Source organism: Sneathiella sp. P13V-1 (assembly GCF_015143595.1).
Taxonomy (GTDB): Bacteria; Pseudomonadota; Alphaproteobacteria; order Sneathiellales; family Sneathiellaceae; genus Sneathiella.
This window is the reverse complement of sequence record NZ_WYEU01000003.1, coordinates 275,417-290,302: the sequence shown is the minus strand read 5'-3', so window position 1 is coordinate 290,302 and position 14,886 is coordinate 275,417. Positions and strand designations below refer to the sequence as shown.

Annotated in this window: 14 protein-coding genes and 1 pseudogene; 3 read left to right on the top strand and 12 right to left on the bottom strand. The window is 48.2% G+C overall.

The genetic code is table 11. The annotated features are described in order from the left end of the window. Positions 1–64 precede the first annotated feature (64 nt). Together GUA87_RS14495 and GUA87_RS14490 are read left to right on the top strand one after the other, a co-directional pair. Entirely contained in the window at positions 65–949 is an 885-nt protein-coding gene (locus tag GUA87_RS14495; protein ID WP_193717315.1) for a branched-chain amino acid aminotransferase, read from the top strand. Between the two features lie 168 nt (positions 950–1,117). Further along, complete coding sequence (locus tag GUA87_RS14490) at positions 1,118–2,392, top strand: SEL1-like repeat protein (protein WP_193717314.1); 1,275 nt, start codon at positions 1,118–1,120, stop codon at positions 2,390–2,392. On the opposite strand, the gene GUA87_RS14485 is transcribed toward GUA87_RS14490, so the two are convergent. The 12 genes and pseudogenes from GUA87_RS14485 to GUA87_RS14430 form a co-directional block, all read right to left on the bottom strand. Then, positions 2,389–2,847: a molybdenum cofactor biosynthesis protein MoaE gene (locus GUA87_RS14485; RefSeq protein ID WP_193717313.1), complete on the bottom strand. Its 459-nt coding sequence runs from the start codon at positions 2,845–2,847 to the stop codon at positions 2,389–2,391. The genes GUA87_RS14490 and GUA87_RS14485 overlap by 4 nt on opposite strands. Before the next feature lie 3 nt (positions 2,848–2,850). Next, complete coding sequence (moaD, locus tag GUA87_RS14480) at positions 2,851–3,102, bottom strand: molybdopterin converting factor subunit 1 (protein ID WP_193717312.1); 252 nt, start codon at positions 3,100–3,102, stop codon at positions 2,851–2,853. After that, complete coding sequence (glp, locus tag GUA87_RS14475; RefSeq protein ID WP_193717311.1) at positions 3,099–4,358, bottom strand: gephyrin-like molybdotransferase Glp; 1,260 nt, start codon at positions 4,356–4,358, stop codon at positions 3,099–3,101. Before glp ends, moaD begins: the two co-directional genes overlap by 4 nt. Next, positions 4,355–4,864: a molybdopterin-guanine dinucleotide biosynthesis protein B gene (gene mobB, locus GUA87_RS14470; protein ID WP_193717310.1), complete on the bottom strand. Its 510-nt coding sequence runs from the start codon at positions 4,862–4,864 to the stop codon at positions 4,355–4,357. Before mobB ends, glp begins: the two co-directional genes overlap by 4 nt. Positions 4,865–4,868: 4 nt before the next feature. Further along, entirely contained in the window at positions 4,869–5,432 is a 564-nt protein-coding gene (gene pgsA / locus GUA87_RS14465; protein ID WP_193717309.1) for a CDP-diacylglycerol--glycerol-3-phosphate 3-phosphatidyltransferase, read from the bottom strand. A 76-nt stretch (positions 5,433–5,508) separates the two neighbouring features. Then, complete coding sequence (uvrC, locus tag GUA87_RS14460) at positions 5,509–7,407, bottom strand: excinuclease ABC subunit UvrC (RefSeq protein WP_193717308.1); 1,899 nt, start codon at positions 7,405–7,407, stop codon at positions 5,509–5,511. 410 nt (positions 7,408–7,817) lie between these two features. Next, a complete protein-coding gene (locus GUA87_RS14455) occupies positions 7,818–8,231 on the bottom strand; it encodes a dihydroneopterin aldolase (protein WP_193717307.1) in 414 nt (137 codons plus the stop codon). Between the two features lies 1 nt (position 8,232). After that, a complete protein-coding gene (locus GUA87_RS14450) occupies positions 8,233–8,994 on the bottom strand; it encodes an SDR family oxidoreductase (protein WP_193717306.1) in 762 nt (253 codons plus the stop codon). 30 nt (positions 8,995–9,024) lie between these two features. Next, the gene (locus GUA87_RS14445) at positions 9,025–10,005 is read right to left on the bottom strand and encodes a calcium/sodium antiporter (protein ID WP_193717305.1); all 981 of its coding nucleotides are present in this window, start codon (positions 10,003–10,005) and stop codon (positions 9,025–9,027) included. Between the two features lie 151 nt (positions 10,006–10,156). After that, on the bottom strand, positions 10,157–11,068 hold the full coding sequence (locus tag GUA87_RS14440; RefSeq protein WP_193717304.1) for a TraB/GumN family protein: 912 nt from the start codon (positions 11,066–11,068) through the stop codon (positions 10,157–10,159). Positions 11,069–11,186: 118 nt separating this feature from the next. After that, positions 11,187–13,259: pseudogene (uvrB, locus tag GUA87_RS14435) on the bottom strand (excinuclease ABC subunit UvrB); the annotation flags it as partial. A gap of 206 nt (positions 13,260–13,465) precedes the next feature. Beyond that, entirely contained in the window at positions 13,466–13,693 is a 228-nt protein-coding gene (locus GUA87_RS14430; protein WP_227712021.1) for a DUF1127 domain-containing protein, read from the bottom strand. 146 nt (positions 13,694–13,839) lie between these two features. Between GUA87_RS14430 and GUA87_RS14425 the strand changes: the two genes are divergently transcribed. Beyond that, on the top strand, positions 13,840–14,751 hold the full coding sequence (locus tag GUA87_RS14425) for a transcriptional regulator GcvA (RefSeq protein WP_227712020.1): 912 nt from the start codon (positions 13,840–13,842) through the stop codon (positions 14,749–14,751). The last annotated feature ends 135 nt before the right edge of the window (positions 14,752–14,886 follow it).

Genomic DNA, 14,886 nt, shown 5'->3' with positions numbered 1-14,886 from the left:
CGATTCGAAAGAAACGAACTCTGTGTGCAAAAATACGACATATTATAACTCAAGGTGTATTAAAATGGATACCACGTCCTTCGCCGACCGAGACGGCTATATATGGTTTAATGGAAAACTGGTTGATTGGCGAGATGCCAATGTACATGTTCTGACGCATGGCCTTCATTATGCCAGCAGCGTGTTTGAGGGGGTGCGTGTCTATGATGGTGAAATTTTCAAGCTGACTGAGCATAGTGAGCGCCTTGTTCGTTCCGCGGAAATCCTGGGATTTGATATCGGGATGACTGTTGAGGAAATCAATAAAGCCTGTATTGAAACCGTTGCGGCAAACCAGATCGTAAATGGTTATCTGCGTCCAGTTGCGTGGCGCGGCAGCGAAATGATGGGTGTGTCAGCTCAGCAGAATAAAATCAACTTTGCGGTTGCTGCCTGGGTTTGGCCAAGCTACTTCGATCCAGAAGCCCGCATGAAAGGTATTCATCTGCAACTTTCAAAGTGGAAACGTCCTTCCCCTGAAACCATTCCAACGGAATCAAAAGCTGCTGGCCTTTATATGATCTGCACGCTCAGCAAACATGCTGCGGAAAGAGAAGGTTATGATGATGCGGTAATGCTGGATTATCGTGGGTTGGTTGCCGAAGCAACAGGTGCGAATATCTTCTTCGCAAAAGGGACGACTCTTTATACGCCAACACCAGACTGCTTCCTGGACGGTATTACGCGCCGCACTGTTATTGATCTGGCAAAAGCGCGTGGGTATGAAGTTGTGGAACGTGCAATCAAACCAGAGGAAATGGCTGATTTCGATGAGTGTTTCCTGACCGGCACAGCCGCAGAGGTAACACCTGTACAGTGCATTGATGATTACACATTTACTCCAGGGGCGGTGTGTCAGACTTTGATTGCTGACTATGAGAATATTGTTCATCGCAGAGCCGCTGCTTAAGCACTGCTGGAACAGGGTTTGTTGAACAGCCGCCTTTTTAGGCGGCTGTCTGCATTTCTGCCTTATTTTTTCTTTATAAAGGCCGTTAAAATCGCTATTGATGAATGAATTGGGCGGATTGGTGTTCAAAGGCACCTTTGAGAAGAATTCTGGGAATTGGCAGGCAAGATGAAGCGTTTCGGGTTGATGTTAGGGGCACTGGTACTTATGGGGAATACCGCCCATGCAAGTTTTGAAAAAGGGCTTGCCGCATACCAGCAAGAAGATTTCGGAACGGCTGTTTCTCTTTGGTCCAAAGAAGGTGCGGAAGGCCATCTGGATGCACAATATAATCTTGGTGTTATTTTTGAAAAAGGTGTGCCTGGCGTAAAGAAAGATCTGCCGGAAGCCTTTGCCTGGTTCCGGCTTGCGGCCTCCCAGAATGTCGTGGCAGCAGAACAGGCACTCAGTCGCATCAAACCGCTTATGACTTCAGTTCAACTTGAAGAAGGCAACAAGCGTGCAATTGAACTTCTCGGTAAATGGTATCGAACCAATATTGGCCTTGATGATGTCCGGTATAAGCAGATTCTGGCGCAACGGGAACAGCAGATAGAGGCACGTAAAAAAGCAGAGGAGCAAGCTGCAAAAGCCCGGGCTAATCAACAACGCGCGCTCCTTGCACAGCGTGATGCTGCCGCGAAACGCGAAGAACGTGTGAAAGAACAAAGTAGGCAAGCCGCGATTTTGGCCGCTCAACGTGCGGCGGAGCAGGCAAAACAGCAACGGGTTGCCGATGACGCCGCGCGCGCTGAGAAAGAGCGCCTTGCAAATGAACAGGCAGAGCGGGAGCGTCAGCTTAAATTGGCGGCGGCAAAGCTGCGTCTGCAGCAACTGAAAAGTAAACAGCAAGCTAGCGGAGGTCCGTCCATTGCGTCGACATCTCTTGCCCCAGTGACAGCGACACCTGTTGAAACCACAGCGCCAGCGGCCACGACTGCCGTAACAAAACCGGTAGCATCTGTTGCGCCTGCGGCCCAACCAGTACCTCAACCAGCGACGCCGCCTAAAACTGTTGCGCAACCATCAGCGACCTCGCAGCAGCTCCAACCTGCAGCTTCTACCCCTAAACCGGTGGCTGAGCCTAAGACTGTTGCAAAAGCAGTTGAAGCTCCAAAGACGCGTATGCCGGTTATTTCAAGAGGTATGGATGCAAAGGTGGTCAAAGAGATTATCTCTACTGCAAACTCTGTGCCTTTGGATAATGCGGCGGCAAAAGCGGAGATCGCACAGGCGAATACTGAGATTTCAGCTCTGAAGTGGTCTCTTATTTCGGCGGCGCGCGGGAAGGCTAGCGCACGTGGCATGAATGCTATTTTGACGAAAAACATGACGCAGGCTCAGATTGCCGAAGCAAATCGTCAAGCGGCAGAATGGATTATGAAACGTCAGGCAAGGAATTAATCTGCCTGATCCCACTTTTGAGCGGCATCCACATCGCTTTGCCGCTCTTCCACCCAGGATGAATTTCCATCGTCACCTTCTTCAAGTTTCCAGAAGGGTGCTTGTGTTTTCAGCCAGTCCATTAAAAATTCTGCGGCTGCAAACGCATCTTTGCGATGCGCGGATGTTGTGATGACAAGGACGATCGGCTCACTTACTTCCATCCGACCATAACGATGGATGACAAGGCAGTCGTTTAATTCCCAACGGGAGCGCGCTTCCGCTTCAATTTTCTCAAGCTGCTTTTCTGTCATACCTGGGTAATGTTCTAGTGTCAGTGCACCGACACCTTTGCCTTCGTTAAAATCACGCACCAGACCTGTGAAACTGACAATCGCGCCGATGTCTGTTTTTCCTTCGGATATATTCCGGATTTGCTCCCCTGTATCAAAGGGCGCCTCCTGAACAATAATCATAGGCTAACCTCCTGTTACTGGAGGGAAGAAGGCAATTTCTTCATCACCATTTAAGACAGGATTGTCTGTAACATATTCCTGGTTGAGCGCTATTCTCACAGTGCTCATATCGGAAAACGCTTTTTCAAACTCCGGTCCGCGTTTTTTTAGCCAATCAACCAGATCGTTTAAGTGGGTCACTTCTTCGGGAAGTGTGATTGTTTCTTCTGATTTGCCAAGCGAAGATCTAAGCCACGCAAAATATAGAATTTTCATTCAAACAGACCTCCGTAAGGTAGAAAGCGTATCAAATCACCTTCTTTAATTTCGGTAACATCTTCGCAGATTTCAATAAGACCATTAGACCAAGAAAGCGATGAAATGAGCCCTGATCCTGTAGAATAATATTTCTCCACCCTTGGACCTGTTTGTTTATCCAAGGTATATTTACCGCGGAGCCATTCACGGCGACCGGGTTTTTTCTTCATTGAAAAAGCTGCAGGTACGAGAAGCGGTGTAAGACCATTAAAACTCTTATGTCCCGATAGATGGGCTGCGATAGCTGTTCCAAACTGCATGGCGCAAACCATGGCAGCAACGGGGTTGCCGGGCAGACCCAAGAAAACTGTATTATTGATTGTGCCAAGAGCTATAGGCCGACCGGGCTTGATTGCCACACGCCAAAAATCAAGCGTGCCCAATTCTTCAACAGCCTGTTTAACATGGTCTTCATCTCCCATGGAAACACCTGCGGAAGAAATGACCATGTCGCATTCTTCAGACGCTTTTCGAAGGGCGCCACGAATGAGAGGAAGTTGATCCTTTACGATTCCATAGTCGACGATTTCGCATCCAAATTTTTCAAACAGAGCCTTCAGAAGATATCTGTTGCTGTCATAGATTCCACCGAAGGGAAGATCTTCTCCAGGATCATTCAATTCATCCCCGTTAGAGAACAGGCCGACTTTTAACTTGGCAAAAACCGGGATTTCATTGAAACCAAGGGACGCCAACCTTGCAATTTCCTGAGGGCGGATACGGGTTCCAGCTTTCAGAACCATGTCCCCGGTTTTAACATCCTCACCAGCACGTCGCCTGTTGCAACCCAGCGCCAAACCGCTTGGCAAAACAACTCCTTGTGCTGTTTCGATCACATCTTCGATCATGGCGACACTGTCATAACCCTCAGGTAACAGGGCGCCGGTGAAGATTTTGACGCAACTTTCTTTTTCATAATCGCCATCGAAGGGGACGCCCGCGGCACTGCGGCCCATTACTTTCAGTGATGCAGCGGGGGCGTTTTCATAATCAGAGAAATTGAAAGCATACCCATCTACCGCTGAATTATCTTTTGGGGGTAACGTGACGGGCGATTGGATATCAGAAGATAGAATCCGACCACACGCGTTGGGGAGCAAAATAGTCTCTTCATCAACGATTGTTTTTATCGAGATTTGGATAAGTGACCGGGCTTCTTCGACCGTAATCATCTCATCTGGGGCGGAAAAACAATCATTCGGGAAACGCGTCATCTGGTGACATCCTCTTTCAGGAAAATCTCCACAATAAAGTCGGCAATTGATTCCGCATCTTCTAAATCCAGAACAGGAAGACTTGTTTGAAGGTTTTTATCGTTAGTGGCAACTGCTACCACTGTTTTGTCATTCCGGTGTAGCGGCTCACCTCTCCCTTCATCTCGCCAAACTTCAATTTTGGGGAAATCTTCACGTTTGAAACCTTCAACGAGCAGAATATCAACAGGTGTCATATGCTTGATGAGATCATATATACCTGGCTCATCTTCTTCTCTGTTTTCGTGCATAAGCGCCCAGCGGGCAGCTGAGGCAACCATAACCTCTTTGGCACCAGCTTCTCGGTGCCGATAACTGTCTTTCCCAGGAGTGTCCACATCGAAATTGTGATGGGCGTGCTTAACTGATGAGACCGTATATCCGCGCGCGATGAGCGCCGGTATTACCTGAACAAGTAAAGTTGTTTTGCCATTTCCACTCCACCCGGAAATACCAACGATCTTCATAATTCTAGCCGTCCTCTTTCATCATATGTTGCAGACCCAATCGCAAATAGTCGTACCCCGTCCACATGGTCAGAATGCCTGCAAGCCAGAGCAAAACATGACCAACTAGCATGGCATCGAAGCTCTCCTGAACCGCCGGGCCTCCCAGCAAAAAGCACAGTGAAAAAATCTGCGCCGCCGTTTTCCATTTGGCAAGGCGGCTCACCGGCATTCCAACACGGAGTTCAGCGAGATATTCTCTTAAGCCCGATACCATGATCTCCCTGCAAAGGATGATAACAGCAGGGATAAGGGACCAACCTTGAATACGATCAACGCCCACCAAAAACAAAATAGCAGCTGAAACGAGAAGCTTGTCTGCGACCGGGTCTAGAAAACGACCGAGGTTAGATGTTTGTTTGTTGCGTCTGGCAAGATATCCATCAAAGAAGTCGGTTATACCCGCGGCGATAAACAGGCCAAGCGGCACCCAGCTTGATGCGTCCCCCGGCAAGTAGAAAGAGGCAAGTAAAAGCGGAATAACAGCAATCCGCGAAAGGGTAAGCAAATTTGGCAAACGAAATAACATGCCGGGTATCCTGTGGCTCAGACGCATTTATTGCGGTGAGTATATTCAGACACCCCGACAAGAGGAAGCGCTCATATCATCTTTCCTCATGAAAATGGTCAAAGATCACACGGGCCAGACGTTCAGAGATCCCCTCCACCTGTTCCAGATCAGCAAGAGCCGCCCCGGCGACCCCTTTGGCGGAGCCAAATCTGTTGAGCAGGGCCTTCTTTCTTTTTCCGCCAATACCCTCAATATCGTCCAATGGCGACTTGCCGATAGCTTGAGATCTTCGGGCTCTGTGAGATGTGATGGCGAAATGGTGAACTTCATCCCGAAGACGCTGCAGGAAATAAAGCGTTGGGTCTTTCTCCGGCATGGAAAAGGCAGGTTTGCCCGGCAGGAAGAACCGCTCCCGTCCCGCATTACGGTCAGGGCCTTTCGCAATCCCAACCAGAGTAACATCATCAATCTCTAGTTTCTGAAAGGTTTCTACCGCGGCGGAGAGTTGCCCTGCACCGCCGTCAATGAGAACAAGGTCGGGCCATAGTTCGCGCGAGCCGGATCCTTCACCGATTTTATTGGGATCTTCTTTTTTAAGGCGGCTGAAACGTCGAGTGAGAACTTCACGCATCATCCCATAGTCATCCCCTGGGGCCAGGTCTTTGTCCTTGATGTTGAATTTTCGATATCCTTTTTTCTCGAACCCTTCTTTGGTGGCAACAATCATTGCGCCGACCTGATGGGTACCTGAGATATGACTATTATCGTAGACCTCAATGCGCTCCGGCATTTTCTCCATTTCAAACAGCTCTCCAACAGCTTTAAGCTGTCTGAGCTGTGAGGCGTTTTCTGCCATCTTCCGTTGCAGGGCGCCTTTGGCATTCATGATGGCGTGATCCAGCATTTCTTTCTTGTCACCACGCTGAGGCTTCATCAGCTGAACTTTGTGACCGGCTGAAATCGAAAGGGCTTCTGACAGCAAGTCGCTTTCTTCAGGAATATGGCTGACCCAAATCTGCTTTGGCGCGGGACGGCTGTCATAGAACTGACCAATGAAGGCGGAAAGCACCTCATCCGGAGACATGTCCTTGTTATGCGACGGATAGTGGGCCCTGTTCCCCAAATTCTGGCCAGAGCGGATAAAAAAGACCTGCACACATGTCTGACCACCTTCCTGGTGAGCGGCGATCACATCCACTTCAACCGTATCTGTCAGGTTAATGGTCTGTTTGGATTGGATATGTGCCATAGCTTTAAGGCGATCGCGATAAATGGCAGCCTGTTCAAAATCCAGTTCATCACTGGCTTTGTGCATTTTGTCCGCAAGTGCCTGTTGAATGACATGGCTTTTTCCAGACAGAAAATCACGAGCTTCCTGCACAACCGCCTGATAATCATCTTCTGTAATCCGATCCACACAAGGGGCAGAGCACCGTTTGATCTGATATTGAAGGCAAGGGCGGGTGCGTGTTTCGAAATCAGAATCACTGCAGGAGCGCAAGGGGAAGAGGCGCTGGAAGGTGGCGAGTGTTTCATTGACGGCCCCCGCAGAAGCAAATGGACCAAAATATTCACCCTTTTTGTTCCGTTTCCCACGATGTTTCGTTATCTGAGGCCATTTATGGTCACTGGTGATCAAGATGTAAGGAAATGATTTATCGTCCCTTAGGATGATATTGTATCGCGGTTTCAGTTTCTTGATGAGGTTGGCTTCAAGAAGAAGAGCCTCTACTTCTGTGTGGGTTCTGACAAACTCCATGGCGTGGGTGAGGGACACCATCCGCATGATGCGCGTCGACTGGCCAGTTGGCTTTGTGTAACTGCTGACCCTGTTGCGGAGGTTCTTGGCTTTACCCACATAGAGAATCTGCTCGTTCTCATCGATCATCCGATATACTCCCGGGGCAGGCGGAAGTGTCTTCAGAAATTTTGTAATGACACCAGCCCCGCGTTGGAACGGTGATTCTTGTTTTTCTTGTGTTGATTCTGTCATGAGACTATCGATTCACAGGGGTTACTTGCAGGTGATCATGAAGAATTATTTTCAACAATCAAGCCTAACCTCTTTAGAAGTAAGCAACATTAGAGATCCTGTTCAAGCTCCATTTTGAAGTTTTACAGAAATTTGACAATATCCACCGAACCTGTGGATAACTTTGTGTGTAAGTAGTTGAGTAATGGCCCGATGTGGGGCAAAACCTAGACTTTCTACTAACTGCCCAAAAAATGTGCAATTTAGCAACATGTTGATTTTATTGATAAAACTAAATGTCAACAGGGGCTCTTACAAAAAATGCGACTTTTTTTTATAAATAAGGCACTTTTTTTTGTTGCTTTAGGGTTCTGTGTACAACTAGGCGCCTGAGTCGCAAAAAGTTAATAAATAAGAGAAAACTCCAGACGTTATCCTTTTGTTCTCGTTATTTGTACACCAACACTGGCGGCTTCCTTGATGGCGGCAAGTTTTTCAACTTTCACAATTGCCTGAACTGCTTGATCAGCTTTCAGGCAAATATCGGCAACTTTCTCCGCAAGGGTTTCAACAAGATTGATATGTTCTTGTATTGCGAGTGATTTGATTGCATTTGCAATGGCTTCGTAGCAAAGAACATTTTCGTAATTATCATCAAGCGGCCCAATATTGTCTCTCGCCGTCACTTCAATATTAAAGCGGACAGGTTGGGTAATGGTCTTTTCATGATCATAGACCCCGATGGACATGTCGATAACGAGATCGGTAATGAATATCAGATGCGTAGCAACAGCTTCTTCTGCTCCTGGAAGCGGGGTTACATTTGTCATATCTGATGTCGTCATCTTAAAATTCCTCAACTGCGGTGGATGTGGGAAGATGTTGTCCGCCATCCATCGCAATAAATTCACCGGTAATAGAATTGCTGTTTATCAGAAAAAGGACACCTTCGGCAATTTCATCCGGGCACGGTCCTTTTTGAAGGGGAATCCCTTGCAGCTGTTTTTCAAATAATTCCTGACTTTGCCGACTGTTGGGGAGGGTTGGTCCCGGCCCAATGGCATTTACACGGATATGCGGCGCAAGATCCATGGCTGATGTTTGTGTGAGTGTCCAAAGCGCAGATTTACTTAGAGTATAGGAAACAAAATCGGGCCTCAGGTTAAGGACCCGCTGATCGACTATATTGACGATATTTCCTTTTAGCTCGGGTTGTTTATTCCGCTGCTTTGCCATTTCACGTGTCAATATCAAGGGCGCGTAAAGGTTGGCATTAATATGCTGATGGAAGCTATCATCGGTAACGTTGCTGATCGCGTCAGGTTCGAAAAGAGACGCATTATTTATGAGGCAGTGAACGGTTTTGAACTGCGTTACGGCTTGCTCAAATAACCGTCGGGTTTGAGAGGCATCTTCCAGATCGGCCTGAATAGCAACGGCCTTTGATCCTAAGGCTTCAACTTCGCTGCGAAGAGCATCAGCCTCGTTTTGCGAGTTGCGGTAATGGATGGCAATATTCCAACCGTCTTTGGCGAGCCGCAGGGCAATAGCACGGCCTATACGTTTTCCCGCTCCTGTAATGAGTGCGTTTTTAGTATCACCAGACATTTCAAAAATCTCCGGAAAGAAATTACGGGATCAACTGGCCAGCATCGCCATTGAGTGAACACCTGACATCCCCAAGAACTGAGAGGCAATATACCCAACATAGGCTGCCAGGAACAGCGCGCCCATCACACGTCCAATAGGTTGTTTGACATAGAAAAGAAAAATCAGCAAAACAGAGGCCGCCAGCATGATCATCAGATCAAAGTTGAGTATTTGGGCTGGTGCTTCCATGGGCTGGATCATCGCGGTAATGCCAATGATGCCGGTGATGTTGAACAGGTTTGATCCAAGGACGTTACCAATCGCCACATCCCCATGATGGCGAAACGCTGCAATAAGGGAAGTTGCAAGTTCTGGAAGCGACGTGCCCAGTGCCACAAGTGTAAGGCCGATAATTTCTTCCGGGACACCCGCTTCCGTCGCGATATCGACAGCGCCATGGACCAGAAGGCGGGCACCAGCCGTAAGGCCCAGCAGGCCTATAATAATAAAGAGAGTACTTACCCATACTGTTTTCGGCATGTTCTCTTCATACTCTTCAAGGGCTTCATCGGCCGCGTCATCACCTTCTGTTCTTGCCCGGCGATAGGCGGCATAAATGACAAGTGCCAATGTTGCAGTCAGAATAAATCCCTGCCAAAACGCGATGACCCCAAGCCAGGCGAAGGCTGTGAACAGAGCTGCACCTCCCGCAACAATCAGGCTGTCACGAAACGCGGAACGCTCGTCATATGTAAGGGGATAAATGAGGGCAGGAGCGCCGAGAACCAGAAGGATATTGGCGATGTTGCTGCCAACCACGTTACCAATTGAAATTCCAGAGGCGCCATCAAGCGCAGCCTGAATACACACGACAAGTTCGGGTGCAGATGTGCCAAAGGCAACAATAGTAAAGCCAATGACAAGTTTGGAAATATTAAATCGTTCAGCAAGGGCCACGGATCCCCTGACCAGTAATTCGCCACAGACCAGCAAGATGACCAAGCCGGCGGCAACTTGTAGATACATCATGCCGTATATATACCTTGTCCGTTCATCATACTGACAATTGTGTCCTCAAGCTCGAATACAGATCTGTGTGTATATAGACATGGGGTAAATGTTGTAAAAGGGCTAATCCATTTTTTTTCACATATTTTGCCCGTTTTTTGAGGCATATGGGTCAAAAAAGCCTCTTAACACGATAGCCTTCTTGGTGAAGCAGGTTCAATACGCCCTCTTGCCCCGGCAGGTGTGCTGCGCCAATTGCGATAAAAGCCCCCTCTTTAAACAGGGGTTGCATACGGTCTTTCATCACATGATTACGCGCCGTTATCAGAAGGTCGAGGGTGAAAGATCTGAGGTCAGCACTATATTCAGTCATGGTCGTGCGAATGTGACAAAGAAGAGGCCCGGTATCACCTTTCAGATACATATCGGTAATGCGACTGATTTCCCCTTGCAGGCCGGAATAGTTATTGATGGCGCTATCCAGAAACTCAATTTGCTGTTCAGGGCTTAGGCTATTGAAAAGGCCCATTTGCTCCAACATCGTCTCCAGCGGGACAATTTTCTTGCCTCTGTTGAAGCCCATTTTTTCTATTTCCTGATCAAGAACGATATTGGCTCTAACTCGTTCAGGGGGCTGAGAAAAAATGGTTGCCGCTGCCCAGGGCTTCATGCGGTCCAAATTCTGTTTCGGGATATCGTAATCTCTGGCCATGACAGCCAAGCGATCAAATTTTGGCTTTCCGATAATGTTTTGTAATTGGTCGCCATGAGGTAAAAACATTAAAGACATTGCTTCGCGCATTTTTTTGTCGCGGATGGAAACCTCTACTGAAATGACGCGGCTTACCTGAAAAGCCTGCATAATAATACCGGGCATCTGCAGAACTCTCGGGTCATTGGTATGCATGGTGCCAAATATATAAGAGGCGGGGAGGTTGTCTTTGCGAACCTCAAAAAGGCGGCCCTTGCCATAGGCCAAATCCGGGCAAGCATCAGGTTCCTTCGCGAGGGCGACTTGCGCCGACAGCATAAAGAAAATCGTGATCAGAAATACCGGAAGCCAAAGTCCAAATTTTTGTCGCATGATGTCCCCGTTCAAATGTTTCGCACCACAATAGCGCGAAAACATTTATGAAAACAAAATGTGTTTTTTATCGGGTGCCTCGGCTGCTGAGGGCTTTACCGCTTCCGGCGCGACCGGCTTTCGAACGACCAAGGGGTTGACCTTTGCCGGCGTTTCCAATGCCAAGCTCTTTGTTTTGTAGTTTTTGAATTTCATCGCGAAGGCGGGCGGCTTCTTCAAATTCAAGATCTGCAGCAGCTTCCTTCATCTGTTTTTCAAGCGCTTCGATATGAGAGGCGAGGTTGTTGCCAACCATAGTTTTCGCGCCTTCAACGCCCGTGTCGACAGTAACATGATCCTGCTCGTAAACGCTTTCCATGATGTCGTCGATGTTTTTGCGAACAGATGCCGGGGTGATCCCATGCTCTTTATTATAGGCTTCCTGTTTGTCGCGGCGGCGCTGCGTTTCTTTAAGGGCGCGGTCCATGCTGCCGGTGATTTTATCCGCATAGAGAATAACCCGGCCTTCCGCGTTTCGGGCGGCGCGGCCAATGGTCTGGATTAGGGATGTTTCAGATCTCAAAAATCCTTCTTTATCCGCATCCAGAATGGCAACAAGGGCACATTCCGGAATATCCAAACCTTCCCGAAGTAAGTTAATGCCAACAAGCACATCAAAGGTGCCAAGACGCAGGTCGCGAATGATTTCGATCCGCTCCAACGTATCAATGTCAGAATGCAGATATCGAACCTTGATCCCATTTTCATGGAAGTATTCTGTAAGGTCTTCCGCCATTTTCTTGGTAAGCGTGGTGACCAGAACCCGCTGCCCTTTTTCGGCACATTCGCGGCACTCTGCCATCAGGTCATCAACCTGACTTTCAACCGGACGAATAAGGCAAGGAGGGTCCACAAGACCAGTTGGGCGAATAACCTGTTCTGCGAAAACGCCACCGGTATGTTCCAATTCCCACTGCCCAGGGGTTGCGGATACAAAGATGCTTTGCGGGCGCATGGCGTCCCACTCTTCAAATTTGAGGGGGCGGTTGTCACGACATGACGGCAGACGGAAGCCGAAATCTGACAGCGTTGATTTCCGGCTTGCGTCCCCTTTATACATGGCGCCAAGTTGACTGACCGTTACGTGACTTTCATCCACCATGATGACCGCATTGTCGGGCAGATATTCAAACAAAGTTGGCGGTGGATCGCCAGGATTACGACCGGACAAATAACGGGAGTAATTTTCAATACCCGCGCAACTTCCTGTCGCTTCCATCATTTCCAGATCAAATGTGGTGCGCTGCTCCAGCCTCTGTGCTTCAAGAAGTTTATTCTGGGTTTCAAACTCAGCCAGTCGATCTTTCAGCTCTTCCTTGATTTTAATCTGTGCTTGGCGAAGGGTGGGCTTCGGTGTGACATAGTGACTGTTGGCGTAGACACGAATCTCATTGAGTTTTCCGCTCTTCTCTCCGGTTAGGGGATCAAATTCGGTTATGTCTTCCAACTCGTCGCCGAAAAGAGACAAGCGCCACGCTCGGTCTTCATAGTGAGCCGGGAAAATTTCAACAGTGTCGCCGCGCACCCGGAAGGTGCCGCGGGTGAAGCTGGCGTCATTTCGGCGATACTGAATTTCGACGAGCTGTTTGAGGAGTGTCTGCCTGTCAATGCGATCCCCTTTTTTGAAGGTAAGGGTCATCTCGCTATAGGTCTCAACGGATCCAATACCATAGATACAGGAAACGGAGGCGACGATGATCACGTCATCCCGTTCAAGCAGGGCGCGGGTCGCAGAGTGGCGCAGTCGATCGATTTGCTCGTTAATCGACGCGTCTTTTTCAATATAAGTATCAGTGCGTGGCACATAGGCTTCTGGCTGATAGTAATCGTAGTAGGAAACAAAATACTCCACGGCGTTATTGGGGAAGAAACTCTTCATTTCTCCATAAAGCTGGGCCGCGAGTGTTTTGTTGTGAGCCAGAATAAGTGCAGGGCGTTGGAGCTTTTCAATCACTTTGGCCATGGTGAAGGTTTTACCAGAACCCGTGACGCCTAAGAGAACCTGGTCTTTTTCCCCTTCAATCATCCCATCCACCAATTGCTTGATGGCTTCTGGTTGATCTCCTGCGGGTTCAAATTCTGAGACAACTTCAAAAGGGATGCCGCCCTCTGTCTTTTCGGGGCGAACAGGACGATGAGGAATGAATTCCTCAGATGTTGCGTTTTTGTTCTCTTTTGTCATAGCTGCTTATACGTTTTTTTGAGGGCCTTGCCAAGCAGATCATATGGGGTGTCCCCAAAATAAATAAAGCCCGGAACCTTGGGAAGGAGGGCCGGGCTTCTTGGGTGCCATCTGAAGTAAACCTATGGGACAGGAAGGTCTCAATAAAAACTTCAGATGGCTTGGGAAACTGATTTTTAAGCTTGCCAAAAAGGTTTGGAGGCTTCCGCAGACATTTCGGCATAAGTTATGCCAATATCGTTTAAGTTACGCTCATCCAAGTTTGCCAAGTGACGGCGCATGTTTGAACGCTCTTGCCAAACAAGAAGTGTATTCAGAAGCGTGTTCACGATGCCACGTTTCGTCATAGGCACAGTTGTGTTGGAAATGCCGTGATGTCCTGTATGCAAAGTTTTGTAAGCCATCTGAAAACTCCTTTCCTAAAAAACTGTTTGTTTGAGGGGATAAAACAGTCTCGTTTTCGATGATAGGAAGATGATGGAAAAATAAGTTGATTACAAACGATAAAAACTAATATGATGGTTTAGGAAAACTAATCTGAAATATTAACATGAAGTTACCTCCTCTTAATTCATTACGTGCGTTTGAAGCCGCCGCTCGGCATTTGAGTTTTTCAAAAGCTGCGGAAGAACTTTATGTGACACCGGCTGCGGTGAGCCATCAGATCAAGGGGTTGGAGGAATGGCTAGGAATTCAGTTGTTCAGAAGGCTAAACAGATCAGTTATTTTAACGGACGTTGGGCAAACATATCTAAAGTCGGTCAGAGATGGTTTGGAGACGCTTTCCGATGGGACCGAGCGCATTCTTAATCGTGAAGCGGGAGGCGCGCTAACTGTCTCGACCTTGCCTTCATTTGCGGCACGCTGGTTGTTACCCCGTCTCAGCCGGTTTCGGGAAAAATACCCGGATATGGATGTTCGTCTGTCAGCATCAGATCATTTAACGGATTTTGCCAGAGAGGATGTGGATCTGGTTATTCGCTATGGTCACGGAAACTATCCTGACTTGCATTCAGAACTGCTTCTAAATGAAGACAGTTTGTTTCCTGTATGTAGCCCTGCGTTGTTGAAGGGCGCGCGACCGCTTGAAAAGCCTGAGGACCTGGTCCACCACACTTTGCTTCATGATGATATGCGGGTTGATTGGGAAATGTGGTTGGCGGCTGCGAATGTAAGCGGCGTCGATTCCAAGAAGGGGCTTACCTTTAATGATAGTTCCATGTTGCTGATGGCGGCAATGGAGGGGCAGGGCGTTGCGCTCGGCCGAAGCACGCTTGCCGAGCAGGATTTGGCTGCAGGCAGGTTGGTGAAGTTGTTTGATATGGAATTGAAGGGGCATCACGCCTATTACATCATCTTCCCGCCAGAGCGGATAAATGATCCAAATATTCAGGTTTTTCGTGAATGGTTGTTTGAGGAAGCCCAGATAAATCCGGGCCGTTTTATGTCGACACCAGACTGATTTACGGGTCTGTGTGACTAAAGACCAACTTTTTCGCTTCAGAACACCTGTTTTTGACTGTTTTTATTGAAACAGAGGTCAGACAGGCGTAGCTTGACCCACGGGCAAAATGGGCCCGGAAATTCATTCAAATAT